The following is a 26,135-nucleotide window of genomic DNA, read 5'->3' on the forward strand; positions in this document are numbered from 1 at the left end:
GGGAACGAAGACATGGCAGAACCCGATGCGGGTTTGGCGTTCAAGGTCAAACCGTCCGAGCTGGACGGCTGCGGACAGAGCGCGCAACACATCGGCGGTCTCATACCCGGCGAGACCGCGAAGATCACCGATCCGTGCAGCCAGGCCGCCGGCACCCTGCAAGGCTGGCTCACCGCCGCCGCGTTGACCACCTGCGGCAGCAGCTGGAAGACCCTGCTGGACAGGCTCGGCGGCGACATGGGCGACTTCGGCACCAAGCTCGGCACCTCGGCGGCCTACTACCGGCAGGTCGAGCAGGACATCCACACCAACATGATCCACCCGGACACCCCGGTCCCGACCACCAAGGAGCCCGACCCGTTCGGCACCGTCGTCATCCCCGGCCCGGTGGGACCGCGCAGTGCGAAGGCGGTGGAGTAGCCGATGGACATCAAGACGCTGAACGGCGCCGACTTCGGCAACCTCGCCACCGCCAAGGGCGCCTTCGACACCCTCTCCACCGCCTTCGGACAGCACGTGGAGAACTGGCAGCACGAGGTCGTCGACCGGCTGACCCGCTCCGAGTGGACCGGGACGGCCGGCGGCCACGCCCAGACCCGGATGCAGACGCTGCACGACGAACTCCAGGCCGCCCAACAGGAGATCGGGCTCATCAGCCGGGCCCTCCAGGACGCCTCCGAGGCCTTCGTCGCCGCCCAGACCCACCTGTCCAACGCCCTCAACGACGCCAAGGCCCACAAGCTGACCGTCGCCCCCGACGGCGGGATCACCTGGGACAAGGACCCCAACTCCCCCAACTTCGCGGGCACGGACGCCGACACCCTGGCCAAGGACATCCAGAGCCGGATCACCGCCGCCCTCACCGAGGCCGACCACGCGGACCGGACGATCAGCAGCCGACTCGCCCACCTCACCACCAACGCGACCAACGCCACCGGACTCGACTCCACCGTCGCGAAGAACGACACGGCCGCCGCGAACGCGCTCCACCAGGTCCCCGCCGCGGGCACCGACCCCAACAGCGTCAAGGCCTGGTGGGACAGCCTGACCGACGAGCAGCAGCGGATGATGGCCCTCACCCACCCGGAGCAGATCGGCAACCTCGACGGCATCCCCGCCACCGGCCGCGACCAGGCCAACCGGATCACCCTCGCCAAGACGCACGCCGACCTCCAGCAGCGGCTCGACGCCCTCGGCCCGGAGCCCGACTCGGTGGTGGGCACGCCGTACGGCGCCGTCGAGCCCCCGGACCACAAGCTCTGGAAGCAGGAGCACGACGGGCTCGTCGACCAGCTGAACGGCATCAAGGCGATCGAGGACCGGATGAAGGTCCCCGTCGACGCCAACCATCCGCAGACCTACCTGCTCGGCTACGACAACGCCGGTCGCGGCCACGCCATCGTCGCGAGCGGCAACCCGGACACCGCCGACAACGTCTCGACGTACGTCCCCGGCACCGGAGCGCGGCTCGGACACATCGGCAGCGACATCGAGCGCTCGGACGCCATGGTCGCTGCGGCCAACGCCGCCGGCACCGGGAAGACCACCTCCTCGATCACCTGGATCGGCTACGACGCCCCGCAGTCCCTCGCCGATGCCACGGACGACCAGTACGCGAAGGACGCGGAGAAGAAGCTGGTCGGCTTCGAGAACGGATTGCACGCCACCCACAACGGGACCATCGGCAACAACACGATCCTCGGGCACAGCTACGGCACCACGACCATCGGCTACACCATGAAGGACCACGGGCTCCCGGTCGACAACGTCGTCCTGATCGCCAGCCCCGGCGCCGGCGTCGACTCCGCCAAGGACCTCCGCATCGACCCGTCCCACGTGTACGCGGCGCAGAGCCCGTCCGACATGATCGGCATGGCCGCCGCCATCGACCCCGGCGGAATGGCGCAGAACGTCTGGGACAACACGGTGAGCAACCTGCCCTTCGTCGACGACGACGACCACCACCTGATCCACGGCCGCCAGACCACCGTGTCCGACTTCGGCGCGAACGTCATGCCGGTCGACCCCAAGGCCGGGCACTCCGACTACTGGAACAACGGCTCGCCGACGCTGGCCGCGATGGGGCAGGTCATCGCGGGCACGTAGCGGCCGCCTCCTCGGCGGCAGGGGCCGCAGCCGTTCACACCGGGTGCGGCCCCTGCCGCCGTCCCTGCTCCTGCTCCTGCCGCTACTCCTGCCGCACGGCCGCCGCCAGGTGCGCACGGAACCAACGGTGGGCAGGATCGGCCGAGTTGCGCGGGTGCCAGGCCATCCCCAGTTCCAACGGCGGGAGTTCGAGCGGGATCGGGAAGGTGCGCAGGCCCAGCGCCTCGAAGGCCTCCGGCAGCCAGTCCGCGGCCCCGAGCGTCACCAGGTCGGAGTCCCGGGCCAGCAGCATCGCGGCGGTGTGGCTGGGCACCACCACCGCGACCCGGCGGCGCAGGCCGCGCTCGGCCAGCGCCGCGTCGATCGGCCCGAGCCGCTTGCCGCGCCGCGAGACGCCGATGTGGTCGGCGGCGGCGAACCGCCGGGCGGTGATCCGCCCGTCGAACAGCGGGTGCCCGGCCCGCGCCACGCCGGCCACCGGCGCCGTCACCAGCGGCCGGGTGCGGATCTCCGGGTCCAACTGCCCCAGCACGCCGACCTCGACGTCCACCCGCCCCTGGCGCAGGCCCGGTCCGCCCTCCAGCGACTCCGGCAGGAACAGCACGTCCACGCCCGGGGCCTCGGCCCGGATCCGCCCGGTCAGCCGGCCGGCCGCCCGGACCAGCACCGCGTCCGTGCTCTGCACCGTGAAGGTCCGCTCCAGGTGGACCGGGTCGAAGCCCGCCCCGGGCCGCAGCACGTTGTCGCAGCCCCGCAGCAACTCCGCCACCTCCTCCCGCAGTTCCAGCGCCCGCGGGGTCGGCACCAGCCCCTGCCCGGCCCGCACCAGCAGCGGGTCGCCGACCGCGCGGCGCAGCCGGGCCAGCATCCGGCTCGCCGCCGCCGGCGAGGTGCCGAGCCGCTCGGCGGCCCGGGTCACGCTGTTCTCCTGGAGCAGGGCGTCCAGCGCCCGCAGCAGGTTGAGGTCCATCAGTGGGCTCCTGAGCTGCAGTTTTGCGTCTGGGGCAATGATCCCGTGCCGATCCTTGCATGGCTCGACCGGCCTGGGGCGAGCACAGTGGGAACCGTTCACGAAGCACCCGCCGGCACCCACCGGCCACCCACCAGGAGTTCCCGTGCCGAACACCCCCCTCGACGCCCGCGCCCACCTCGACACCCGCGCCCAGCTCGACGCCCGCGCCCACCTCGCCGGCGACGTCCTCGCCGTCGTCAGCCAGAGCGGCCCGACCGTCTCCTTCTTCGACGCCGCCACCGACGCCCTGCTCGACACCGTCGAAGTCCCGGCCCAGCCGCACGAGCTGTGCTTCGACCCGACGCAGCGCCTGCTCTGGTGCACCAGCGCGTACCGCTCCGGCTACTACAACGCCCACGACGGCCACAGCACCGAACTGACCGTCATCGACGCCGACACCCGCACCGTCGTCGAGGTGATCGACCTCGCCCCCGAGCACGGCCCGCACGGCCTGGCCCTGGACCCGGTCCGCGGCCGGCTCTACGTCAGCGTCGAGGCCTCGGCGGACCGACCCGGCGGCGTGGTGGTCGTCGACACCGCGACCCGCCGCCCGCTCGGCCGGATCGACACCGACGCCCCGGGCCCGCACTGGTTCGCCATCTCCCCGGACGGGCGCACCGGTTACGCCACCAACAAGGAGGCCCCGTACGTCTCCGTGGTCGACCTCGACCGCGGCACACTGACCGCCAAGATCACCGTCCCCGGCAGCGAGGGCCTGGCCGTCTCCGCCGACGGCGCCCGGGTGTACGTCGGCGGGCCCTACCTCGGCTTCGCCGGGAAGCCCGACGCCGCGCCCGGCATCCGCGTCCTGGACACCCGTACGGCCTCCGTGGTCGACGTGCTGCCGACCGGCTCCGCCGTCCTGCCGGTCCACCTGACCAGCAGCGGCCGCCTCCTGGCCGGCGAGATCCACGCCACCACCAGCCCCGACTCGCCGCTCGGCCGACAGGACCCCGGCTGCCTCACCGTCTTCTCCGCGGCCACCCACCGCAGGCTCGGCTCCGTCGAGGTCGGCCGGTTCCCGCTGACCATCACCTCCTCTCCCGACGGCCGGTTCGGCTACGTCGCCTCCGTCGTCTCCTCGACCGTGGACGTCGTCGACCTCGACACCCTGACCCCGGTCACCCGCCTCACCGTCCCCAAGCTCGCCGAGCCCGGCGCCCACGGCCTGGCCTACCTGCCCCGCCCGGCCTGACCCCTCCCGGCTCCGTGCTCCGGGCCGCGGCAGGAGTCTTGCCGCCGCCCGGTGCCGGGCGCATCCTGGGGCCCACCCGTCGTACCGGGAAGGAGAGGGGACAGGATGCGACGCCGCCTCGGGGCGCTCTGGTCGACGCTGGCACTGGTGACGGCGCTCGGCCCGGCCACCGCCTGCGATCCGGCCCTCGACCCCGGCACCTACCGCCACCCGGTGCCGCTCCCCGAGGCCGCCCCGCCCTCCGCCCAGTGGATCGCGGACCTCGTCGGCGGACTCAACCTGCCGCCGCAGTGCCCGAAGCCGACCCTGGCGACCATGGTCGTCCTCGACACCGACGGGCAGACCCGGGCCGTGGCCCTCTGGCTGCCGGACAACCTCGACGTCTGCTACGCCGTCGTCAACCACGCGGGCGTCACGCCCACCACCGTCTGGTTCGCCGCCATCGCCGACCTCGTCCCCCGCACCCCGATGCCCGCCGACACCACGGCGGGCGTGGACTCCTACGCCTTCACGGCCTACCGCGGCCAGGTGGACGACATCACGGTCTCCGGCGACCCGGACCACCTCGTCAGCCCCGTCCGGCGCCGCACCCTCGACCTCGGCGCCGGCGACCTCGTCACCTTCGCCGCCTACCACTACCGGATCCCCCCGACCGGCCGCCCGCTCACCCTCACCCTCTGCACCCCCACCGGCACCTGCCGCGACGCCCACTGACGCACCGTCACCTCCGTGCGGGACCGGGACGGTTCCGTGACCCCGCAGCGCCTTGTCGGCCACCCCGCCCTGGCCGACCCTGGATCCATCGGAGCGCTACAGGGGGTACGCGATGAAAGGCCTTGCGGGACTGGTGAGTTCGGCGGCCGTCCTGGCCGCCGTGACGGCCTGCGGAGTCTTCGCCGACGACGGGGCGCCGCGCCACGCAGTGGTGCTGCCCGAACCGGCGCCGCCGTCCGCCCAGTGGATCGTCGACGCCGTCGACCGGCCGGGGCTCCTGGTGAAGCAGTGCCCGAAGCCGACCCTCGCCACCCTCGCGGTACTCGACGACGACGGGCACTCCCGAGCGGTCGCGTTCTGGTTGAAGGACAACCTCGACGTCTGCTGGGTACACCTCGGCGACCCGTGGGACGGAACCGAGTTCATCCCGATCGACGATCAGACCAGGGACACGGAGCTGGTGGCGAACGGGGTACTGGGGCCGGAGCAGTACCTGTTCACCGCCTTCTCCGGCCGCCAGGACGACGTCAAGGTGACCGGCGACACCGACCACGTCGCCGCCCCACCCCGCTTCCGCGCGGTCGACCTCGGTGGCGGCAGGTTCGTCACCTTCGCCGAGTTCCGCCTCCTGTCGCCCACCCACGGCGAGGACCTCACGGTGTACCTCTGCCCCACCTCCGGCGACTGCCACTACACGAGCCCCTCCGCCACCGAGTTCCCCGCCCTCCCGACCCCCGAGTCATCCCCCAAGAGCACCCCCTAAGGGAGTGAACGCGCACGCCAGAGGGCATGGCAGGTCGTGGCAGTCAGTCCGTCGAGCGTGAGAAGGTAACGCGCATGAAGCCCATCAATTTCGTCCTCAACGTCATCTGGCTGCTCTTCTGCGGCATCTGGATGGCCATCGGGTACGTCGTCGCCGGAATCATCTGCTGCGTGCTGATCGTGACCATCCCGTTCGGCATCGCCTCGTTCCGGATCGCCGGCTTCATACTGTGGCCCTTCGGACGGACGACCGTCGAGCGGCCGGACGCCGGGGCGGCGTCCTGCGTCGGCAACGTGATCTGGTTCGTCTTCGCCGGGTGGTGGCTGGCGATCGCGCACCTGGTGACCAGCATCCCGCTGTTCCTGTCGATCATCGGGATCCCCTTCGGCTGGGCCAACCTCAAGATGATCCCGATCTCGCTGATGCCGCTCGGCCGCGAGATCGTCTCCACCGACGAGGCCTGGGGCACCCGGTACTGAGCGCCACCACCGACGCTGATGGCCGACGAGGGAGCCTCCTCGTCGGCCATCAGCGTTCGTGCTGGTCAGATCTGCGGACATCACCCTGGACCACGAACGTCTGCGCTTCTGCCTCCACCCGCCGGCCCCGGAACCGCTGCCGAGGTGCAGGATCAGGCCGGTACCAGGTCCGCGTAGAAGATCACGTTCCCGGTCCGGTGCCCGTCCCTGATCTCACCACCGCAGGTCAGCAGCCGCAGTTCCGGCCGGTCGGTGGCGCCGTAGACCTTCTCGGTCGGGAAGGCCTTCTTGTCCACCTTCTCGATCTCGCGGACCGCGAAGACGGCCGTGGTGCCGTCCTCACGGGGCACCGCGATCCGGTCGCCGAGCCTGATCTTCTCGACGTCCTTCATCAGGGCCGGCCCGTGCCTGGTGTCGAAGTGGGCCACGAGCACGGACGCCCCCGGTTCACCCGGGGTCGGACTCCCCTCCCACCACCCCGGAAGGTCCGCCTCCTTGGCGGGATCCGGCACCCCGAGCTCGCCCTTGTCGTCGATCTTCAGATCGACCATCCTCTTCGCGTCGACACCGGCCGACCCGATCTTGAGCCCCGTCGGCCGGGACTTCGGAAGGGAGGCCGCCGCAGTGGCCGGCGACGCGGTAGCGGTGCTGACGATCTCGGGGGCGGCGGGGAGCACAGGGCTGTCCCCACCGCCGCAGGCGGTGAGCAGGGCAGCCGCCGCGACGGCGACCGCAACGACGGTGACGCGGGTTCGGGTCATGGGTGTCCTCCGGGCAGGCATGGAACGGCCGCCGGGCGGGGGGAACCCACTCGCGCGGCGGCCGTCGATCGAGGGATCAGACGTTGCCGCGGCCGCGCCACAGCAGCACGAAGCCGAGGCCAGCGGCGCCGACGGCGGCCGCACCGGCCCCGCCGTACACCAGCTCGGCGCTGTCACCGGTGCCGACGCCCTCGGCACCGGCCTTCACGCCGCCCTTGGGCGTGACCGCCGCTTTCTTGTCACCGGGCTGGCCCTTGTCACCCTTGTCACCCTTGTCACCAGGCTGACCCTTGTCACCCGGGGTGATCTTGGTGGCCGTCACCTTGCCGTCGGAGGCCAGGGCGAAGCTGTAGTCACCGTGCCGCCCCGTGGAATCGCCGGGGTTGGTCAGCGTGGCCAGGTCCCCGCTCATACCCCTGCGGATCTTCGCGGTGTACGCCGCGATCTTGCCCGTCCGGGTCGAGACGACCTGCTCGTGGACGTCGGCCACATAGCCGTCGGCCAGCTCCTGCGTGTTCGGCACCTCCTCGACCGTCAGAATTCCCTTGGAGTCCATGGTGAAGTCGTAGTTGTGGAGGCGGCCGGTCCTCACACGATCGACCCTCAGCTCGATGGACTCGCCAGTCAGGTCATAGGTGATGGTCACCCCGATCGGATTGTCGCTCTTGTACCGCGTGCTGTAACCGTCGGGCAGGTCGTGGGACTTTGCCTTCGACGCGGCCTGCAGTGCGTTGGACGAAGGGGCGTGCCCGGTGTCGGCGGCGTGGGCTAGGCCCAGGGGGAGGGACAGGGCCGCCGTGGCACCCACGACGGTGACAGCAACTCGGAGAGCGGAACGCATTTTTCGCGAATCCCCTTGTCTCGCTGACCGAGATCAGCGACTCATCGGATGAATTTCGGGAAGCGTACGTTCGACCAAGGAGAGACAAGTAATACGCCTGAACGGGCCTTCAGGTACAAGACCAACCGCCCGCCGGGAGTTCACTTCAGTGGATTCACCAAAGGTGACCGAACCCGCCCCAGAAGGTCCTGCAGTCCTGAAACCGTTGGGGTTCTGAGTTATTGACCTTGCGTGGGTGAGCCGCCTGGGGACGCTCTGCTCTTGTCGCCGTCGGCACAGGAGGTGGAGCGGCAGGCCGTGGTGGAGCATCGACCCTGTGAGCTCGGGCTTGCCGGCCAGTTGTGGACGCCCTCACAGGTCGGCTCCGACCGAGTCGCGTCGCCGCAGCCCTCATCTGGCTCGGCAGACTCCCCACCTGAGATGACTCCTCAAGTGCATCTGTGGGGGCGACAAAGGTGAATGGGGATTCATCCTCTGTCGACGATGTATCGATTGTTCTCCGGCCGCGTGGACGATCGATCCTCGCCCGGACCTCTCAGTCGAGAGGAACGGTGGCGCGGACGTGCCAACCGTCCTGGTGCGGGCCGGCACTGACAGTGCCGGCCAGGCTCTGGATGCGCTCGGCAAGGGCGAGAAGTCCGGTGCCACCTCCGGTGCGGTTGCGTGTTCGCAGCGCCTTCCTGCCGCCGTGGTCGGCCACGGACACCGACACAGCGCCGACAGAGGAACGGGTGGCCGAAACCGAGAACCGGGTAGCGCGGGAAGAATGTCGGCGGATGTTGATGAGTGCCTCGAGCACCAGCCTGTAGACGGCGTCCTCAACCTCGGGCGGGGCAGCGCCGATCACGATACGGTCGATCAGGTCCGCCAGGCCGAAGGCCCTCGTTATCGACCTGCCCCCGGAGCCCAAGGTCACCAGCACCTCGGCCGCTTCGACCCCCAGTGCCGTCGCACGGGCGATGCCGAAGGCGCGCCCGACCGGGATGAGGATCGAGGCGGCCGGTGTCGACAGCAGGAAGATGGTCGACCTCGAGCTCGACGCCACGGGCGAGCTCGGTGTCCCGGATCCCGACACCGACGCGAACAGCCCCGGCTGGTGGACCGGGAGCGTCACCCCGGGTGAGACCGGGATCGCCGTCCTGGTGGCGCACTTCGACACCAGGCACGGCCCTGCGCTGATGAAGGACGTCGAGAAGGTCGAGCTGGGCGACACCGTCGTCGTCCGGCGCGAGGACGGCAGCACCGCGGAGTTCAGGATCCGTGAGATCCAGAACGTGAACAAGAAGGACTTCCCGACCGACAAGGTCTACGGTGCGACCGACCACGCCGAACTCCGCCTGCTGACCTGCGGCGGCGGGATCGAGCACGGGCACCGCACCGACAACATCATCTTCTACGCCGACCTCGCCGCGTAACGCGCGCCTCCCACGGGCGGCGGATCGGCGACGCCGCGGCCCGTCCCCGCCCGGGGGCGGGCCGCGGGCGTTCCCGGGGTCAGAGGCCGAGAATGCGCAGCGCCTGCGCGCGCATCTCGACCTTGCGGATCTTGCCGGTGACGGTCATCGGGAACTCCTCGACCACGTGCACGTAGCGCGGGACCTTGAAGTGGGCCAGCCGCCCGGCGCAGTAGGCGGCCACGGCCTCGGCGGTGAGCGGCTCGGCGCCCTCGCGCATCCGGATCCAGGCCATCAGCTCCTCGCCGTACCTGGGGTCGGGGACGCCGATCACCTGGACGTCGAGGACGTCGGGGTGGGTGTAGAGGAACTCCTCGATCTCGCGCGGGTAGAGGTTCTCCCCGCCGCGGATGACCATGTCCTTGATCCGGCCGGTGATGGCGAGGTAGCCGTCCGCGTCCATCACCGCGAGGTCCCCGGTGTGCATCCAGCGGGCCGCGTCGACGGCCTCGGCGGTGCGCTCGGGCTCGTCCCAGTAGCCGAGCATGACGGAGTAGCCGCGGGTGCACAGCTCGCCGGGCTCGCCGCGCGGGACGGTGCGGCCGGTGGCCGGGTCGACGACCTTGACCTCCAGGTGCGGGCCGACCCGGCCGACGGTGGAGACCCGGCGCTCGACCGGGTCGTCGGTGCGGGTCTGGGTCGAGACCGGCGAGGTCTCGGTCATGCCGTAGCAGATCGACACCTCCGCCATGCCCATCCGCTCGATGACCTCCTTCATCACCTCGGCCGGGCAGGGCGAGCCCGCCATGATGCCGGTGCGCAGGCTGCCCAGGTCGTAGCGGTCGAAGTCCGGGTCGGCGAGTTCGGCGATGAACATGGTCGGCACGCCGTACAGCGAGGTGCAGCGCTCGGCGGCGACGGCGGCCAGGGTGGCGCCGGGTTCGAAGGAGGGGGCCGGGATGACCACGCAGGCGCCGTGCGAGGTGGCGGCGAGGTTGCCCATGACCATGCCGAAGCAGTGGTAGAAGGGCACCGGGACGCAGATCCGGTCCTGCTCGGTGTAGTCGAGCAACTCGCCCACGAAGTAACCGTTGTTGAGGATGTTGTGGTGCGAGAGGGTGGCGCCCTTGGGGAAGCCGGTGGTGCCCGAGGTGTACTGGATGTTGATCGGGTCGTCGGGGGCCAGCTCGCCCTGGCGGGCGGCCAGCGGGGCGGGGTCGGCGGCGCGGCCGGCGGCCAGCACCTCGTCCCAGGCGGGGCTGCCGAGCAGCAGCACCCGCTCCAACCCGGCGCAGCGGGGCCGGACTTCGCCGATCATCCCGGCGTAGTCCGAGGTCTTGAAGCGCTCGGCGGCGACCAGCAGCCGGATCCCGGCCTGGTTCAGCACGTACTCCAGCTCGTGCGCCCGGTAGGCCGGGTTGACGGTGACCAGGACGGCGCCGAGCTTGGCGGTGGCGTACTGGGTGAGCGTCCACTCCGCGCAGTTGGGGGCCCAGATGCCGACCCGGTCGCCCTTGGCGATGCCGAGCTCCAGCAGGCCGAGGGCCAGCGCGTCGACGTCGGCGGCGAGTTGGGCGTACGTCCAGCGGCGGCCGGTGGGGCGGTCGACCAGGGCGTCGCGGTCGGGGAAGGCGCGCACCGCGCGGTCGAGGTTCTCCCCGATGGTGTCGCCGAGCAGCGGGACGGCCGAGGTCCCAGAGGCGTAGCTGCGCTGGGCGGGCGGTGTCGGCACGGGCGGGCTCCTGGGTGCGGCGGTGCGGGACAGGGGACCATGCTCGCGGTCCCCGGCCCGCGCCGCCACCCCCGAACGGGGGTACCGGCACGGCACCGGGGCCGCCCGTCGGCTGCGACGGACGGCCCCGGTGCGCGGGTCAGGCGTTGATGCAGGTGTTGCCGAAGGCCGGGTTGAGGATGCTGATGACGCCGATCGAGTTGCCGCAGACGTTGGCCTCGAGGTTGATCGGGATCTGGATCTGGTTGCCGGAGAGCACACCGGGCGAACCGAAGGCGACACCGTTCGCGGTCGCGCCGCTGGCGGCGGCGGTGCCGGCACCGGCGATGACGGCCACCGCGGCGAGCGCGGTGGCGGCGAGGGTGGTGCGAATACGCATTGCGTCACTCCTTGAGAGGGTGGCGGAACTCCGTGTGACGATCACACTCGCACCGATCGAACTCCACGGCAGGCCGGAAGCGGCCGAATTGGTCAGCCCGAGGGCGTGTCGCCCTCCCGCCGACCCTCCCGCAGGCCCTCCCCCGGCTCCGCACCCGACCCGCCGAACCCGGACACGCTCAGTGATCCCAGCAGCTCCCGGGCCGGTTCCAGCCCCGGTTCGGCCTCCAGCGCGCGGTGCAGCAGGCCGAGCGCGAGCGCCCCCTCCCCCGCCCCCAGCGCCGTCAGGGCCCGGTTGTAGTCGATCCGACCGGCGTAACGCAGCCGGAACAGCACGCCCAGGTCCTCCCGGCAGGACGGGCAGCCCAGCGACCGCCGGTCCGCCGGGACCTTGCACAGCGGGCAGCGGACCTCCGGCTCCTCGGGCGCTCCGGGCACGGCAGGTACGTCGGGAGTGGTCATCGCGGACCGGCCTCCTCCGGGCGCACCGGGCCGAGCGACTCGGCGGCCGGCTCGCTGCCCAGTTCCCGCTGCGCCTGGGCGTACAGCGCCAGCAGGTTCGACATGTGGGTGTTGACCGCCTCCATGTTGGGCGCCTCCACCGCCTCGTCCAGGCCGCGCAGCTCCGCCATGATCCGCTGCCCGAGGGCCGGCGACACCATGTTCTGGTTGACGTAGATGTTGCACATGGTGAGCATCCGGAAGGTGTGGCCGAGCGAGTCGCACAGCTCGTCCGCCTTCTGGGCCGCGCGCATCGCGCCCTCCCAGTCGGCCGCCTCCCGGCGCAGGCGCAGCTCGGCGGCCACCGAGCGCAGCCGGTCCAGGTCGCTCGGGTCCAGGTGCTTCTCGCAGTAGTGGATGAACAGGCTCAGGTAGGCCTCCGAGCCGCGCACCCAGCGCTGCGCCTTGAGCTGGCGCTGCGCCCGCTCCAGCGCCTCGTCCACCGACCGGCCGCGGGTCTGCCCGGCCGCCAGGTCGTCCAGGGCGTCCATCAGCCGCTGCGCCTCGCGCATCTCGGCCTCGGTGAGCTCGCCGCCCCAGCGGTCGGTGAAGGACTCGATCTGCCGCTGCTGCTCCTCGACCTGCACCTTCAACTCGGGGTCGAGGGTGACCCGCTCCAGCTTGACGGTCTTCTCGGCGCCGCCCTGGATCCGCACCGACAGGGTGATGGTGCGGTCGCGGTCCAGGCCGAAGGAGACCTCCACCGGGGTGCGGCCGCCGAGGCCCTCGGGCAGGCGCAGGGTGAGGTGGCCGATCAGCTCGTTCTGCTGGGCGATCTCGTGCTCGCCCTCGTAGACGGCGATCTCCAGCCGTTGGCGGCCGCTGCCGGAGACCACGAACTCCCGGCCGACCGGCGAACTGGTCGGGTAGCTGGTGTTCTTGGGGATCATGACGGCCAGCCGGCCGTCGTTGAGCTCGATGCCGAGGTTCTTCGGGGTGATGTCGAAGGGGTTGGTGACCTGCATCAACTCGCCGCAGCCCGCACAGACTTCGCTGCCCGGTGGGTTGACGGTGGCGCAGGAGGAGCAGCGCAGGCCGACGTCCTCGGCGGCGGTGGAGGCCACCTTGGTGTGGCCCGGGGCGGCCGAGTTGAGCGGCTCACCGCACAGTTCGCAGGCGGTGACGCCGGGGGCGGCCGGGGTGCCGCACTGCGGGCAGTTGTCGGCGCGCAGCGCGGTGGTGGCCTGGGACTGCTGCGGGATCCTCGCGCCGGAGCCGGCCTCGCCGTCGGCGGACGAACCGTCCATCTCCTGGGCGCACTTGGGGCAGGCCGACGCCCCGGCCTCGACCGGGACGTGGCAGGTCGGGCAGGAGACCCGGTCGCCGCCGAGCAGGGAGGTCGCGCAGTTGGCGCAGTTGGAGGCCGAGAGGTCCCCGGGGGCCCGGCACTCCGGGCACTCCACCTCGCCGACCAGGGCGCACTGCACGGCCGCGCCGAGCGCCACGCACTGCATCGGGTTGACGCCGCGCTTGATCCGGCGGGTGCCGAACACCTCGCCGAGGCGCCGCTCGACCAGCGGGATCGCGGTCGAACCGCCGACCAGCACCACCTCGTCGACGTCCCCGACGGTCAGGTTGGCCTGCATGATCGCCTTGTGGGTCAGCTCGATGGTCCGCTCGATCTGGGCCTCGATCAGCTCCTCGAAGCGGGCCCGCTCGAACTCCGTCTCCAGCACCAGCTGTCCGGCGCCCAGGCCGGGCAGGATCACTTCGGAGGACTGCTGGTTGGACAGCTCGATCTTGACCGTCTCGGCCGTCGAGGCGATCTTCGGGCGGTCCCGCAGGTCCGGCTGGTAGTCGGAGCCGTACTCCTCGCGGATGTCCTCCAGCAGCGCGGTGGTGATCGCCCGGTCGAAGTCGTCGCCGCCCAACAGGTTGTCGCCCTCGATGCCGAGCACCGAGACCGAACCGGGCACCAGCAGCAGGATGGAGATGTCGAAGGTGCCGCCGCCGAGGTCGTACACCAGGACGGTGCGGCCCTCGTCCCCGGCGTCGCTCGCCAGCCCGTACGCGAGCGCGGCGGCGGTCGGCTCGTTGATGATCCGCAGCACGTGCAGGCCGGCCATCCGGCCCGCCTCCTGGGTGGCGGCCACCTGCCGCTCGCCGAAGTACGCGGGGACGGTGATCACCGCCCGGTGGAAGGGCTCCCCGAGACGCTGCTCGGCGTCCTGCTTGAGCCGGTGCAGGATGATCGCGGAGATCTCGATCGGGGTGTAGGAGCGGCCGTTGAACCAGACGTTGACGTCGCCGTCGGTGCCCGCGGTGACCTTGTAGTCGACCTCCTTGAGCGCCGCCTGGACCTGCGGGTCCTTGAACTTGCGGCCCATGAAGCGCTTGACCGAGCGGATCACGTTCGCGCCGTCGATGGCGATCCGGCTGCGCGCGGTCGAACCGACCAGCAGCTCGCCCTTGCGGCCGCTGCCGACCACGGAGGGCGTGGCCTCCTGGTTCTGCCGGTTGAAGATGATCTCCGGCGCGCCCCGGCGCAGGTGGGCCACCACGGAGTTGGTGGTGCCCAGGTCGATGCCGAGTGTGCGGTACATGTCGTTCCCCTCTTGCCCCTCGTGGTCCTGGCTACTTCTTGCGTTTGGCGCGCTTGGCCGGCCGGCCCGGCGCCTTGGCGTGCCGACGGACCCGGGGCGGCACCGGCCTGGCGGCGGGGTCGGGCGCGGCGGCCGTCGGCTGCTCGGGCTCCTTCGGCTCCTCGGACTGCTCCGGCTCCTCAAGCCCGATCCGCGCGCTGCGCGGGTCCTCGACCGGCACCGGCACCGGCTCCGGCACCGACTCCGGTGCCGACTCCGCCGCCGACTCCGCTGCGGCGACCACCACTTGGGCCCGGCGCAGCACCTCCTGCTCCCAGAAGAAGCCGGTCACCACCGTCTGCAGCACCGTCTCCGGCGCCACCCCCGGCCGCACCTCGGTGCCCACGATCTCGGTCAGCGCCGGGTCGGCCGCCAACCCCTCCAGCCGCATCGGCCGGACCCCGGCCTTGGCCAGCCGGCCGAGCAGCCGCCGACGGGTCGCCTCCAGCCCGGCGCCGCGGCCGAGCGCCACCAGCTCGCGGTCCAGCCCGAGGGCGGTCAGCGCGTCGTCCACCTCGATCAGGACGCCCAGCAGTTCCCGCTGCTCGGCCCGGGCCTGCTGCTTCTGCTCGGTCAGCTTGTTGCCCAACAGGGAGGACCGGAAGAGCAGTTGGGTGAACTTGGCCTCCAGGTCGACGGCCTCCGCACCCGGCGGGACCTCCAGCGGCCGGTGGCCGTCGAGCAGGGCTGCGGTCGGTACACCGGCCGGTGCGGTCGGTGCGGTCGGCCCGGCGGGTGCGGTCGGTGCGTCGGTCATTGCGGGACCTCGATCTGGGGCAGCACGGACAGGTCGGCCGCGTAGCGGGCGGGGACGGGCGGTTCGGGGTCGGCGCCGCCGGGGGCGGGCTCGGCGAAGTCGGCGGCGGCCTCGGCCCGGTGCAGGGCGAGCAGGGCCGGGGCCGGCGGGAGGCCGGGGCGCTCGATCACCAGCAGCGGTTCGGCCAGCGCGGGGGCGAGCAACTCGGCGGCCTGGTCGACCGGTTCGGGCGGCAGCGGCTGTTGGAGGTCCACCTCCAGGCGCCGGTCCGGGTTGCGCAGCAGGGCCGCGGCGTCCTGGATCTGCTGGCGGCTGTACCGGCCCGCCTTGAGCGCCTTCCCGACCGAGAGGTTGATCTCGCGTACCCCGGCCGTGAGCGGGATGCCCAGGACCTCGTACGGCGACGGTTCGTGCAGTGGCATGGCGGGCGGTCTCTCTCCTCACGGTCCGGACGGGGCAGGGGGGTTGGGGGTAGCGGGCTGGGCGGTGCGGTCGGTGCGGACGCGGTGCACGGGCTACGACGGCGCCGGCCGTCCGGCGGTTGCGGGGCCGGTCAGTAGCGGCGGCCGAGCTTGTTGATCCGGTCCGCCAGGGCACGCAGTTCGCGGTCGTGGGGATTGTGCTGGAGGGCCAGTTCCATCGCCCCCTGGGCCTCCAGGTGGTTGCCGGCGTTGGCCCGGGCGACGGCGAACGAGCTGAGGACGATGCCGAGTTCGGTCTTGAGCTTGGCGGTGTCCTCCGGCGCGACGGCGAGTTCGAGCGCCTCGCGCAGCAGGCCGATCGCCTCGACGTAGAGGCGCTCCTCGTAGAACGAGATCGCCCGGCTGCGCCAGACGCTGACCATCAGGCCGCGGATCTCGGCCGAGTCGTCGTAGGACCTGGCCTTGTGGAGCATCGCGGCCTGGGCCTGGAAGGTGCTGTTCTGCATGTGGTCGATGACGTGGTTGGCGAGCAGCACCGAGACCCGGCGGCCCGCCTCGCTCGCGGCGTCGCCCTCCCAGTCCGGGTCCCAGACCAGCGCCTCCAGCATCCGGGCGAGGGCGCGGGCGCTGTCGTCGACGAAGGCGGCGGAGCGGGCCAGTTGGCGCAGCACGAAGGCGAGGCCCCGGCGGTTCTCGGGGTCGTCGTCGAGTTCGATCAGCCGCTTCCACGTCCCGACGGCTTCCTGGAGTTCCGCGTCGGAGGCGTCCACCCGGCTGAGCTGACCGGCCCGGTTGCCGAGGGCGGCGCGCAGGAAGTGCCGGGCGGTCGGGTCGCCGGGGGCGAGCTCGGCGCTCTTGGCCAGCAGTTCGAGGGCGCGCAGGTAGTCCTTCTCCTCGTTGTTGATCTTGCGGGCCCACTGGGCGTAGGTCGCGCCGAGGTCGCCGCGCACCTCCGGGTCGTCCGGGGCCAGCGCGAAGGCCTTCTCCAGCAGTCCGGCCGCGCCCTCCTGGTCGTCCACGCTGCTCTTCAACAGGGCGCGGGCGGCCCGGACCCCGGACTCGGCGGCCACCTTGGCCACCTCGACGGGCAGCACCAGGCCGGGGACGCTCCGGGCCCGGGTGAGGCAGTCCAGCGCCTCCCGCCAGTCCTGGTTGCGGTGGTGCTCCCGGGCCTGGCTGACCAGGGCCGCGCCGAGCAGCGACTGCCAGGCGGCGCCGCGCTCGCCCTCGGCGACCGCGTCCAGCGCGGCGACGGCGGCCGCCTGCCGGCCCTGGAGGTGCAGGTACTGCTGCGGGCCGAGCGCGCCGAACAGGCCGAGGGCTCGGCCGAGCGCGGGCCCCGAGGCGGCCCCGGGGCCGCGCCGCCAGGCGCCGACGGCCTGCTGGTAGGCCTCGCCCCAGCCGGCCAGTTCGGCGCGCAGCAGCCGGTCCAGGCCCGGGCCGAGGACCAGCCGGCGGGTGGGGCGCCCGGGCAGGGCTATCCGGACGTCCTCCTGGGCGAAGGCGTCCGCGGCGTGGGACTCCATGCCCAGGCGCAGCGTCCACGCGGTGGTCTCGTCGCCGCTGCGGCCGGCGGCCCGGTCGAGGGCGCGCAGGTCCTCGCGGAGGCGGTCGGTGAGCGCGGTGCGGGCGGCGGCGGTGCGCTGGGGGTCGGCCTCGCGGCCGGTGGTCCGGGCGGTCTCGGTCCAGAGCTCCTCGCGGTGCAGGGCGGCGACCAGGCAGCCGATCGTCCAGGCCCAGGCCTGCTCGTCGGCGGCCTCGGCCACGGTCCCGTCGGCCGCTCCCGTCGCCGTCGCCCCGGTGGCGGCCGCGAAGCGGTAGCCGGCCAGCCCGAGGGCGTGCAGCAGCCGGGGGTGGGCGGGGTCGTCGAGCAGCAGCGCGCGGTAGGCCCGGTAGGCCTCGCGGTGGCGGCCCTCGACGGCGTGCTGGTGGGCCTCGTGCTCGCCGAGCAGCACCAGCGCGGCGGCCGCCTGCGGGTGGCCGGGCGCGAGGGCGAGGGCCCGGCGCAGGTCGCCGGCCGCCCGGCCGTGCTGCTCGGCCGCGAGGGCGGCGCCGGCCCGGCGGACCAGGACGGCCGCCCGGGCCGGGCCGGCCTCCTCGGGCAGATCGGCCAGGGCCTCGTCGAGGCGGCCGAGTTCGGCGCGCAGCAGGGCGAGGTCGAGCCGTACCGGTGCGGCGGCGGCGCCGTCGCCGAGCGCCTCGGCCCAGCCGGCCAGGACGGGTTCGGCCTGTTCGGGGGTACCGGCCCGGCGGGCGCAGTCCAGGAGGGCGCGCAGGGCGGGGCCGGTGCAGTGGGTGCAGCGGGGCGAGGCGGATCCGGCCGGGGCGTGCAGGTGCTCGGCGCAGGCCTCCCGCCCGCAGCCTCCGCAGGCGCCGGTGGCGGGGCGGGCGCAGGCCGCGCAGTCGCCGACCGGGTCTGCGGCGGAAGCGGCCTCGAAGGAACCGGCCTCGGGGGAACCGGCGGCGGACCCGGCCGCGGGGGCGGTGAGGAAGTGCCGGTACCAGTCCAGTGCGGCGGCCCAGTTGCCGGCCCGTTCGGCCAGCAGGGCGCGCAGCCGGGCGAGCGCCGGGTCGCCGGCCGGGTCGGGGTCGAGCGGACCGAGCAGGGCGATGGTCTGCACCGGACGGCCCGCCAGCAGGGCGGCGGCGGCCAGGTGGTAGCGGTCGCGGGGCGCGGCGGCGGGGTCGAGCAGCGCGGTGACCCGCTCGGTCGCGCCCTCGGCGAGGGCGAGCGCGGCGCGCAGCCGGGACTGCCGGTGGGTGAGCGCGCCGGGCAGGGCGTCGGCCAGGGCGAGCGCGGCGGCGGCGGCCTCGCGCGCCTCGGCGCGGTCGCGGCCGGTGACCAGCAGGTGGGCGGCCTCGCGCAGGGCGGCCTCGCGCAGCGCGGACCGGTAGCCGGGGGCGCCGGGGTGTTCGGCGGCGGCCCGCTGCCACAGGGCGCGGGCGGCGGCCGGGTCGGCGGCCAGCCGGGTGCGGGCGAGCCGGTCGCGGGCCAGGGCCTGGCGGACGTGCAGTTCGGGGTCGTCCAGGGGTTCCCAGCGGGCGAGGGCGCCAGCCGGGTCGCCGGTGCGGGCGAGGGCGAGGCCGTGGTGGTAGGCGGCGATCCGGCTCCAGCGGGAGTCGGGTTCGGTGTCGGCCTCGGCGCGCAGTAGCGGCTCGGCCTCGGCGGCCCGGTCGGCGGCGGTCAGGGCGGCGCCGAGCCGGACCCTGGCGGGGCGCCAGTCGGGGACCTGGCCGAGGCCGGTGCGGTAGTCGGCGGCGGCCTCGGCGTGCCGCTGGGCCCGTTCGTGGACCAGGGCGAGGCCGAACCGGGCCGGGGCGAAGGAGGGTTGGACGGTGAGTGCGGCGGTGAACTGCTCCCGGGCCTGGTCGTCGGCGCCGAGCAGCAGGGCGAGCCGGCCGAGGGCGTAGCGCGGGCGCGGGTCGCCGGGGGTCTCGGTGGCGGCGGCCGCGAGGTCGGCCCAGGCGGCGTCGGTGGCGCCGAGGCGCTGCCGGGCGAGGCCGCGGAAGAGCAGGCTGTCGGTGCGCAGGGCCGGGCCGCGGCCCCAGGGGCCGGGGTCGCCGGGGCCGCGGCGCAGGGCTTCGTCGAAGGCGGCGGCGGCGGGTTCGTCCCGGTGCGCGGTGAACAGCTGGGCGCCCCAGCGGAACCAGAGTTCGGCGCCGCCGCCGGGGGCCGCGGCGGCGAGCAGCGGTTCGGCCTGCTCGGCGCGGCCGGTGGCGTTCAGCAGGGCGGCCCGGGCGAGGACCGGCCAGTCCTGGCCGGGCAGGGCGGCGAGGGCCCGGTCGGTGGCGTGGTCGCGCTGCTCGGGCGCGCCCTCGCGGCAGAGGTGCTGGAGCCACCGTACGGTGCGGGCGACGGCGTCGGCGTCCTCGCCCGAATCGGTTTCGGTGGCGCTGCCGGTTTCGGTGGCGGTGCCGGTGGCGCTGCCGGTGCCGGTGCCGGTGGTGGCGGCGGCCCGGAGGTAGGCGAGGACCGGGCCGAGGTCGCCGTCCGGGGCCTGGGTCCGTTCCTCGGCGAGCCGGCGCAGGCTCCAGCGGGGCAGTTGCCGGGCCGGGTCGGTGAGCAGCGGGAAGGCCTCGCGGTGCAGGGCGAGGGTGGCCTGCTGGTCGCCGGTGGGGATGGTGGCCTCGGCCTGGCCGAGCAGGGCGAGGCCGCGCTGGGTGCGCAGTTCGGCGGGTCCGGTGGCGAGTTGGCGGGCCAGCCGGGCGTAGCGGCGGCGGGCCTGCGGGGCCTTTCCGGCGGCGAGCTGTCCGGCGGCCGCGGCCAGGGCCTTGGCGACTCCGGCCGGGTCCAGGGTGGTTCGCCTACGGGCGAGCAGGACGGCGGCCGCCCCGGCCAGTGCCACCACGATCAGCAGCACCGCAAGCTGCAGCATGCACCGTCCCCCTGTGCCTCGATGTCGTCCCGCTTCATGATCAACATTCCCCGTACGACCATGAGTTGACGTTGTTTCGTGATGTTGCTCGGGCGCCCATCAGAATAGGCCCTCCTCCGGTCGGACGAACAGAAATGCGCACTATCCTGGGCAGCGCGCAGGCCGTACGGCAGTCGCGCGTCCGCAGTGGTGAGGAAGCGTCGGGGGTCGCGTGTCAGAATCTCGTTGGGTGCCCGGGCTCCGCTTCGGGCCCGAGTTCGACCCCGAACAGTACGAGCTGCTGGAGTTCCACCACCGGGGCGGCGAGGCCGAGGTGTGGCGGGCGGTGCGCACCGGGCACAACGGGATCAGGGAACTCGTCGCCGCGAAGATCATGCTGGAGCGCGACCCGTCCGAGGTGCGGCGCTGGCTCGGCCGCTGGGACGACGTCTCGCACAACGCCCACCGGCTCGGCGTCACCGACCTGGTGGTGCCCAGCTTCCTGCTCGGCCCCTCCCCGCACCGGCCCGGCGCGGCGCCCTCCGGCGGGCTGCTCGGCTACCAGATCTCGCCCTGGGTCGACGGCGTGCCGCTGCACACCTGGGCCCGGGCCCAGCGCGGCGGTCCGGCCGCGATGGCCGAGGTGCTGGCCCGGCTGTGCCGGATCGTCGACGAGCTGCACCGCAAACGCTGGGTCCACCGCGACATCTCCCCCGCCAACGTGCTGGTGGACGGCCAGGGCCTGGTCAAACTGATCGACCTGACCTTCCTCGCCCCGCTCGACCACACCCTGACCGTCGCCGTGTTCACCCCCGGGCACGTACCGCCGGAGGCCGAACAGGTCGGCGGCTTCCCCACCACCGCCAAGGACCTCTTCGCGGTCGGCACCCTCGCCCGCACCCTGCTGCTGCCCGACCACGGCCGGCTCGACCACCGGCTCGCCGCCGAACAGGCCCGCGCCGAGCTGCTGGCCGCCGGTTACGGCGAGGAACTGGCCCGCTGGGCCTGCGAACCGCTCGCCCGCGAGCCCGACCGGCGCCCCGCCCCGCTCGGCCCCTGGGCCGCCCGCGGCCGCGAACTGCTGCGCGCCCACCGCCCGGTGGCGCGCACCGCGGGCCTGGCCGTACTGCCGGACCGGGCCGGCCGGCCGCTGGTGGTCACGGCCGGCGCCGACGGCACCGCGCTGGCCGGCCCCGGACGCACCGGCCACCGGCCGCCCGTCGGCCAGGGGCCCGGTGCGGTAAGGGAGTTGGCGGCGGGCTGGGCCGGGCGCCAGGGCGAGCTGGTGGTCTGCGCCGAGGACCGCTCCGGCACCCTGTGGGTCGGCACCGCGGCCGGCTGGTGGGAGGCCGCCCGCGGGGTCAGCGGCCTGGCCGGAGCGGTCGGCGCGGCCGGGGAGCTGACCGTGTGGACCGCCGCCGCCGGCGCCCTGCGCTCCTACCGCTGGGCCCCCGGCCTCACCCTCACCGGCCAGGAGCACCCCGGCTGCCCCGCCGACCGGGTGCTCGCCGCCGAGGAGGAACGGCCCGGCGCCTGGCTGGTCCTGGTCGAGCACCGCGAGCGCGTGCTCAGCTGGCGCCCGGGCTCCGGCTCACCACCCGTCCCGCTCGGCCCGCCCGGCACCCTGCGCGCCGGCGCGCTGGCCCGCGCCTCCGCCGGACCGCAGGCCGCCACCCTGCGCACGGACGGCTCCGCCCAGTTGCACACCCTCGGCTCGGCGACCGCCACCGCCACCGAGATCGGCGACGGGGAACCCTCCCTCGGCATCGCCATGGTCGGCCACCGCGGCGGCCCCACCGTCGCCCTGGCCGGCGCGGGCGGGGTCCGGCTGCGCCTGCCGCCCGGCGGAGCCTCCCGGCGCCCCCGCTGGTGGCGGCCGACCCTGCGCCCCGCCACCCGGGTCGCCCTCGCCATGGGGGACGACTGGCGCCTGTGCCTGGCGGCCGTGGTGGAGGGCGAGTTGCAGGTCTGGCAGGAGGACGCGGCCTACCGCTGGCAGGCGGTGGACCTGCCCGAGGGGCCGTGACGACGGCGGACCGCACGGTCCGGGGCCGGTCGGCGAGGTGCGTGCCCAGCCGTCAACCGCCCGGCCGCCCGGCGCTGCCCGGACGCTCACTCCCCCGGCAGCAGGTGCACCGGCCCCGCGGCGGCCAGGTAGGCCTCACCGCCCACCGGCCACGGACGGTCGGCGGAGACGATCAGCACCTCGGGCAACCCCGCCGCGCCGGGCCGCAGTTCGACCCGGTGGTCGTGGCCCCGGAAGTCGCTGCCGAGCACCTTCGCCGGGACGGCGCCCGCCACCGGCTCGGCGGTGAGCCGCAGTTGGCCCGGCCGGAGCAGCGCGAGCGCGCCGCCGGAATCGACCGCGGGGTCGGCCAGCGGAAGGGCGCCCAGGGCGGTCAGCGCCTCGACTCCCCTGGCCTCGGCCGGGATCAGGTTCGCCTCGCCGAGGACGCCCGCGACGGCGGCGTCGGCCGGGCGGTGGTAGAGCTCCTCGGGGCTGCCCGCCTGGGCGATCCGGCCGTCGCGCAGGACGGCGACGGTGTCGGCGAAGGAGAGCGCCTCGTCCTGGTCGTGGGTGACCAGCACCGCCGTGGTGCCGGACTGCCGCAGGGCGGTGGCGACTTCGCGGCGCAGGTCGGCCCGCAGGGCCGCGTCCAGGGCGGCGAACGGTTCGTCGAGCAGCAGCAGGCGCGGGCGGGGCGCCAACGCCCGTGCCAGGGCGACGCGTTGCTGCTGGCCGCCGGAGAGCTGGTGCGGGCGGCGCTCCCCCAGGCCGGACAGGCCGACCAGGTCGAGCAGTTCGGCGACCCGGGCGCGGCGCTGCGAACGGGGCAGCCCGAAGCCGATGTTGGCGGCGACGCTGAGGTGCGGGAAGAGCGCGCCGTCCTGCGGGACGAGGCCGACGCCCCGCTGTTCGGCGGCGAGCCTGCGGCGGCCGTCGTCGAGGACGCGGCCGTGCAGCACGACCTGCCCGGCGGCGGCCGGGTGGAAGCCGGCCAGCACCCGCAGCAGGGTGGACTTGCCGCAGCCGGAGGGGCCGAGGACGCAGGCGAGCGCGCCGTCCGGCACGGTCAGGTCGATGCCGTGCAGGACGGGGCTGCGTCCGTGGGCGGCGTGCAGGTCGACGACGGAGAGTCCGGTCATCGGGGGCTCCCGGATGGGCGGCGGGTGAGCAGCAGGACGGAGGGGACGGACAGCGCCACCATCAGGGCCGCGTACGGCGCCGCCGCCCCGTAGGCGAGGCCGCTGGTGTAGACCCAGAACTGGGTGGCCAGGGTCTGGGTGCCGGTGGGGCGCAGCAGCAGGGTGGCGGTGAGTTCGGTGGAGGCGGTGAGGCCGACCATGGCGACGGCGGCGCCGAGGCCGGGCAGCACCAGCGGCAGGGTGACCCGGCCGAGGACGGCGAGCGGCCGGGTGCCGAGCGAGCGGGCGGCCTCCTCGACGCCGGGCGGCACCTGGGCGAGGGCGGCGCGGACGGCGGTGAGGGCCAGCGGGAAGAACAGCAGGACGTACCCGAGGACCAGCATCGGCGGCTGCTGGTAGAGCGGCCGGGCCCAGCGGACGGCGAAGAAGACCACCGCGAGGGCGACCGCGATGCCGGGCAGCGCCCGGGTGAGGTAGGCGATCCGCTCGACGGTGCGGGCGGGCCGGGTGCCGCGCCGCCAGCCGTACAGGGCGACGGGGAGGGCAGCGGCCGTGGCGACGACGGCCGCGCCGAGCGCGTAGCCGAGGGTGGCCAGGGTGGCGCCGAGCACGGAGGCGGAGGGCAGGGTGGTGGAGCTGCCCTTGACCAGCCAGTACGCCAGCGCGTACAGCGGCACCCCGAGCGAGACGCCGACCAGTGCGGCCAGCGCGCCGAGGGCGGGGGCGGTCCAGCCGCCGAGCCGTACGGGCACGGCGGGGCGGGCCAGGGCGCCGTGCCGGGTGGTGCGTGCCCGGCGGCCGGCCCAGGCCTCCAGGGTGACCAGCAGCAGGGCGAGGCCGACCAGCACCAGGGTGAGCAGGGAGGCGGAGGCCGCGTCGAAGCCGAGCTTGTACTGGGTGAACACGGCGGTGGCGAAGGTGGTGTAGCGCAGCATCGCGAAGGCGCCGTACTCGCCGAGCAGGTAGAGCGAGACCAGCAGGACGCCGCCGGCCAGGGCGGGCCGGGTGAGCGGCAGGGTGACCCGCCACAGGGTGGCGAGCCGACCGCGGCCGAGCGAGCGGGACACCTCCTCGGCGGCGGCGTCGCCGTGCCGCAGGGCGGCCGCGACCGGCAGGAACACCAGGGGGTAGAGCGAGCAGGTCATCACCAGGACGGCGCCCCAGTAGCCGTGGACGGAGCGGAACAGCGAGACCCAGGAGTAGCCGCGGACGAACTCCGGTACGGCGAGCGGCAGGGCGAGTCCGACGGTCCAGGCCCGGCGGCCGGGCAGGGTGGTGCGCTCGACCAGGTAGGCGGCGCCGAAGCCGAGGACGGCGGTGGCGAGGGTGACGGCGGTGGCCAGGCCGAGGGTGTGCCAGAGCAGGGTGGCGATCAGCGGGCGGCCGAGCAGCCGCCGGGCCTGCTGCCAACCGGCCTGGGCGGCCTGGGCGGTGACGAAGCCGAGCGGCGAGGCGACCACCGCGACGACGGCGACGGCGACGGGGGCGAGCAGGCCGCCGGCCCGCCACCGCCACCCGGGCAGGGGGGTCGTCACTGGAGCAGTCCGGCGTCCTGGAGCAGGGCCAGGGCCTGCTTGCCGTCGCCGAGCGCGGCCGGGTCGGCGACGGTGCCGAGGCCGGCCAGGGCGGGCAGTTCGGGCTTGCCCTGGACACCGGTGACCAGCGGGTACTCGTAGCTGGCGGAGTCGGCGATGACGGTCTGGGCGGGCGCGGAGGCGAGGTAGCCGAGGAAGGCCTGGGCGGCGGCCTGGTGCTTGCCGTGCTTGAGGATCCCGGCGCCGGAGACGTCGATCAGCGAGCCCGGGTCGCCCTTGGGGAAGTAGTGCAGGGTCGCGTGGGTCCCGGCGGCGCCCTTCTCGTCGCGCATCCGGTAGAAGTAGTAGTGGTCGATGACGCCGCCCTCGACCTCGCCGCTGTTGATCGCGGCGGAGAGGGTCTCGTTGCTGTCGTAGACCTTGGCGTTGTCCTTGAGGCCCTTGAGCCACTGCTTGGTCGCGTCCTCGCCCTTGGCCTTGAGGACCTGGGTGACGACCGGGGCGAAGTCGGTCTCGCCGGGGGCGATGCCGAGGCGGCCCTTCCACTCGGGCTTGGCCAGGTCGAGCACGGAGGCGGGCGGCGCGGTGTCGGCGGCCTTGCCGGTGCCGGCCAGGAAGGCCGAGCTGCGGGCGGAGACGCCGACCCAGTCGCCGTTGCCGGAACTGTCGGCGGCCGGGACGGACTTGAGGGTGTCGGGGGCGACCTTGGCGAGCAGGCCCTTGTCGTCAAGAACGGTGAGCGCGGGCGGGTTCTCGGCGTAGAAGACGTCGGCCGGGGAGGCGTCGCCCTCCTGGAGGATCTGGTTGGCGAGCTCGGCCTCGTCGCCGGAACGCAGTTCGACCTTGATGCCGGTGCGCTTGGTGAAGTCCTCGGTGAGGGCCTTGACGGTCTGTTCGTGCTGACCGCTGTAGACGGTGACGGTCTGGCCGGCCGCGGCGGTGGCGCTGTCCGCGCCTCCCGTCCCGCCGGAGCTGCCGCAGGCGGTGAGGGCGAGGGCGCAGACGGCGACGAGGGACAGGCCGGCCAGGGGCCGCACGGTACCGGGCATGGTGAGGGTCCTCCGGAAGGGCAGGGGACGGCCGCCGGGGCCCTCGGAAAGCGAGGGTCGGCGGCCTGACGGCACGAGAACCTAAGGCAGGAAAGGCTTGCCTAACAAGTGTCGGAGCGTCACATCTCGGCCTGGTCGCGGCGGGGTAGGACTTCGGTGAGCGGACTCCCAAGTACGGGCAAAACAACCGCCAAGTACGGGTCACAGGTGGCAACTGCGGACGAACCGGACCCCTGGCGCCCTGGACTCACCGTCACGATGAGTAACGAACCCGGGAGCGCCCCGGACGGGCCCGGGGCCCCGGCCCCCGGGGCGGGTGGCGGGGCCGCCGCCCCGCGGGCGCGGCGCCCCGGGGGCGGCGCCCCCGCGGCGGCGCGGGGCGCCGGGCGGCGCGGCCCCCGCGGCGGGTGGC

22 protein-coding genes are annotated in these 26,135 nt (G+C 73.9%); 8 read left to right on the forward strand and 14 right to left on the reverse strand.

Features of this window, described 5'->3' with window-relative positions; genetic code table 11:
* The first annotated feature begins 12 nt into the window (after positions 1-12).
* Complete coding sequence (locus ACFXOZ_RS13870) at positions 13-420, forward strand: hypothetical protein (protein WP_380408639.1); 408 nt, start codon at positions 13-15, stop codon at positions 418-420.
* Positions 421-423: 3 nt separating this feature from the next.
* A complete protein-coding gene (locus ACFXOZ_RS13875; RefSeq protein ID WP_380590156.1) occupies positions 424-2,106 on the forward strand; it encodes an alpha/beta hydrolase in 1,683 nt (560 codons plus the stop codon).
* 82 nt (positions 2,107-2,188) lie between these two features.
* Here the strand turns inward: ACFXOZ_RS13875 and ACFXOZ_RS13880 are convergent, their stop codons facing one another.
* Positions 2,189-3,076 (reverse strand): LysR family transcriptional regulator, encoded by an 888-nt coding sequence (locus tag ACFXOZ_RS13880; RefSeq protein WP_380531242.1) that lies wholly within the window; start codon positions 3,074-3,076, stop codon positions 2,189-2,191.
* 145 nt (positions 3,077-3,221) lie between these two features.
* Between ACFXOZ_RS13880 and ACFXOZ_RS13885 the strand changes: the two genes are divergently transcribed.
* From ACFXOZ_RS13885 to ACFXOZ_RS13900, 4 genes are all read left to right on the forward strand, one after another.
* Positions 3,222-4,313: a YncE family protein gene (locus ACFXOZ_RS13885; RefSeq protein WP_380590159.1), complete on the forward strand. Its 1,092-nt coding sequence runs from the start codon at positions 3,222-3,224 to the stop codon at positions 4,311-4,313.
* A 105-nt stretch (positions 4,314-4,418) separates the two neighbouring features.
* Complete coding sequence (locus ACFXOZ_RS13890; protein ID WP_380590162.1) at positions 4,419-5,027, forward strand: hypothetical protein; 609 nt, start codon at positions 4,419-4,421, stop codon at positions 5,025-5,027.
* A 112-nt stretch (positions 5,028-5,139) separates the two neighbouring features.
* Entirely contained in the window at positions 5,140-5,790 is a 651-nt protein-coding gene (locus ACFXOZ_RS13895; protein WP_380590165.1) for a hypothetical protein, read from the forward strand.
* Positions 5,791-5,864: 74 nt separating this feature from the next.
* Positions 5,865-6,269 (forward strand): YccF domain-containing protein, encoded by a 405-nt coding sequence (locus ACFXOZ_RS13900; protein ID WP_375883580.1) that lies wholly within the window; start codon positions 5,865-5,867, stop codon positions 6,267-6,269.
* Between the two features lie 152 nt (positions 6,270-6,421).
* On the opposite strand, the gene ACFXOZ_RS13905 is transcribed toward ACFXOZ_RS13900, so the two are convergent.
* From ACFXOZ_RS13905 to ACFXOZ_RS13915, 3 genes are all read right to left on the reverse strand, one after another.
* Positions 6,422-7,030 carry a class F sortase gene (locus ACFXOZ_RS13905; protein ID WP_380531255.1) on the reverse strand — a complete coding sequence of 203 codons (609 nt, stop codon included), beginning with the start codon at positions 7,028-7,030 and terminating at the stop codon, positions 6,422-6,424.
* A gap of 76 nt (positions 7,031-7,106) precedes the next feature.
* Positions 7,107-7,838 (reverse strand): hypothetical protein, encoded by a 732-nt coding sequence (locus tag ACFXOZ_RS13910; RefSeq protein ID WP_380590168.1) that lies wholly within the window; start codon positions 7,836-7,838, stop codon positions 7,107-7,109.
* Positions 7,839-8,406: 568 nt separating this feature from the next.
* On the reverse strand, positions 8,407-8,916 hold the full coding sequence (locus ACFXOZ_RS13915; RefSeq protein ID WP_380590171.1) for a hypothetical protein: 510 nt from the start codon (positions 8,914-8,916) through the stop codon (positions 8,407-8,409).
* Here ACFXOZ_RS13915 and ACFXOZ_RS13920 point away from each other — a divergent pair.
* Positions 8,891-9,286: a sortase domain-bontaining protein gene (locus ACFXOZ_RS13920; RefSeq protein WP_380590174.1), complete on the forward strand. Its 396-nt coding sequence runs from the start codon at positions 8,891-8,893 to the stop codon at positions 9,284-9,286. The two genes, ACFXOZ_RS13915 and ACFXOZ_RS13920, sit on opposite strands and share 26 nt — an antisense overlap.
* Before the next feature lie 79 nt (positions 9,287-9,365).
* Here the strand turns inward: ACFXOZ_RS13920 and ACFXOZ_RS13925 are convergent, their stop codons facing one another.
* From ACFXOZ_RS13925 to ACFXOZ_RS13955, 7 genes are all read right to left on the reverse strand, one after another.
* Complete coding sequence (locus ACFXOZ_RS13925; protein WP_380590177.1) at positions 9,366-10,997, reverse strand: AMP-binding protein; 1,632 nt, start codon at positions 10,995-10,997, stop codon at positions 9,366-9,368.
* A 139-nt stretch (positions 10,998-11,136) separates the two neighbouring features.
* Positions 11,137-11,376 carry a chaplin gene (locus tag ACFXOZ_RS13930; protein ID WP_375883566.1) on the reverse strand — a complete coding sequence of 80 codons (240 nt, stop codon included), beginning with the start codon at positions 11,374-11,376 and terminating at the stop codon, positions 11,137-11,139.
* 92 nt (positions 11,377-11,468) lie between these two features.
* Positions 11,469-11,837 carry a hypothetical protein gene (locus tag ACFXOZ_RS13935; RefSeq protein WP_380590180.1) on the reverse strand — a complete coding sequence of 123 codons (369 nt, stop codon included), beginning with the start codon at positions 11,835-11,837 and terminating at the stop codon, positions 11,469-11,471.
* Positions 11,834-14,419 (reverse strand): Hsp70 family protein, encoded by a 2,586-nt coding sequence (locus ACFXOZ_RS13940; RefSeq protein ID WP_380590183.1) that lies wholly within the window; start codon positions 14,417-14,419, stop codon positions 11,834-11,836. Before ACFXOZ_RS13940 ends, ACFXOZ_RS13935 begins: the two co-directional genes overlap by 4 nt.
* 31 nt (positions 14,420-14,450) lie before the next feature.
* Positions 14,451-15,215: a nucleotide exchange factor GrpE gene (gene grpE / locus ACFXOZ_RS13945; RefSeq protein WP_380590186.1), complete on the reverse strand. Its 765-nt coding sequence runs from the start codon at positions 15,213-15,215 to the stop codon at positions 14,451-14,453.
* A complete protein-coding gene (locus tag ACFXOZ_RS13950) occupies positions 15,212-15,637 on the reverse strand; it encodes a hypothetical protein (protein WP_375883557.1) in 426 nt (141 codons plus the stop codon). The genes grpE and ACFXOZ_RS13950 overlap by 4 nt, the downstream gene beginning before the upstream one ends.
* Before the next feature lie 131 nt (positions 15,638-15,768).
* On the reverse strand, positions 15,769-20,013 hold the full coding sequence (locus ACFXOZ_RS13955; RefSeq protein ID WP_380590189.1) for a hypothetical protein: 4,245 nt from the start codon (positions 20,011-20,013) through the stop codon (positions 15,769-15,771).
* Between the two features lie 229 nt (positions 20,014-20,242).
* Between ACFXOZ_RS13955 and ACFXOZ_RS13960 the strand changes: the two genes are divergently transcribed.
* Positions 20,243-22,018: a hypothetical protein gene (locus ACFXOZ_RS13960; protein WP_380590192.1), complete on the forward strand. Its 1,776-nt coding sequence runs from the start codon at positions 20,243-20,245 to the stop codon at positions 22,016-22,018.
* An 86-nt stretch (positions 22,019-22,104) separates the two neighbouring features.
* Here ACFXOZ_RS13960 and ACFXOZ_RS13965 read toward each other — a convergent pair whose 3' ends face one another.
* From ACFXOZ_RS13965 to ACFXOZ_RS13975, 3 genes are read right to left on the reverse strand one after another with little or no spacing between them, the layout of a single operon-like run.
* Entirely contained in the window at positions 22,105-23,139 is a 1,035-nt protein-coding gene (locus tag ACFXOZ_RS13965) for an ABC transporter ATP-binding protein (protein ID WP_375883547.1), read from the reverse strand.
* Positions 23,136-24,674 carry an ABC transporter permease gene (locus ACFXOZ_RS13970; RefSeq protein ID WP_380590195.1) on the reverse strand — a complete coding sequence of 513 codons (1,539 nt, stop codon included), beginning with the start codon at positions 24,672-24,674 and terminating at the stop codon, positions 23,136-23,138. The genes ACFXOZ_RS13965 and ACFXOZ_RS13970 overlap by 4 nt, the downstream gene beginning before the upstream one ends.
* Positions 24,671-25,723: an iron ABC transporter substrate-binding protein gene (locus ACFXOZ_RS13975; protein ID WP_380527520.1), complete on the reverse strand. Its 1,053-nt coding sequence runs from the start codon at positions 25,721-25,723 to the stop codon at positions 24,671-24,673. The genes ACFXOZ_RS13970 and ACFXOZ_RS13975 overlap by 4 nt, the downstream gene beginning before the upstream one ends.
* Between the last annotated feature and the right edge of the window lie 412 nt (positions 25,724-26,135).

The organism is Kitasatospora sp. NPDC059160 (assembly GCF_042755465.1).
GTDB lineage: Bacteria > Actinomycetota > Actinomycetes > Streptomycetales > Streptomycetaceae > Kitasatospora.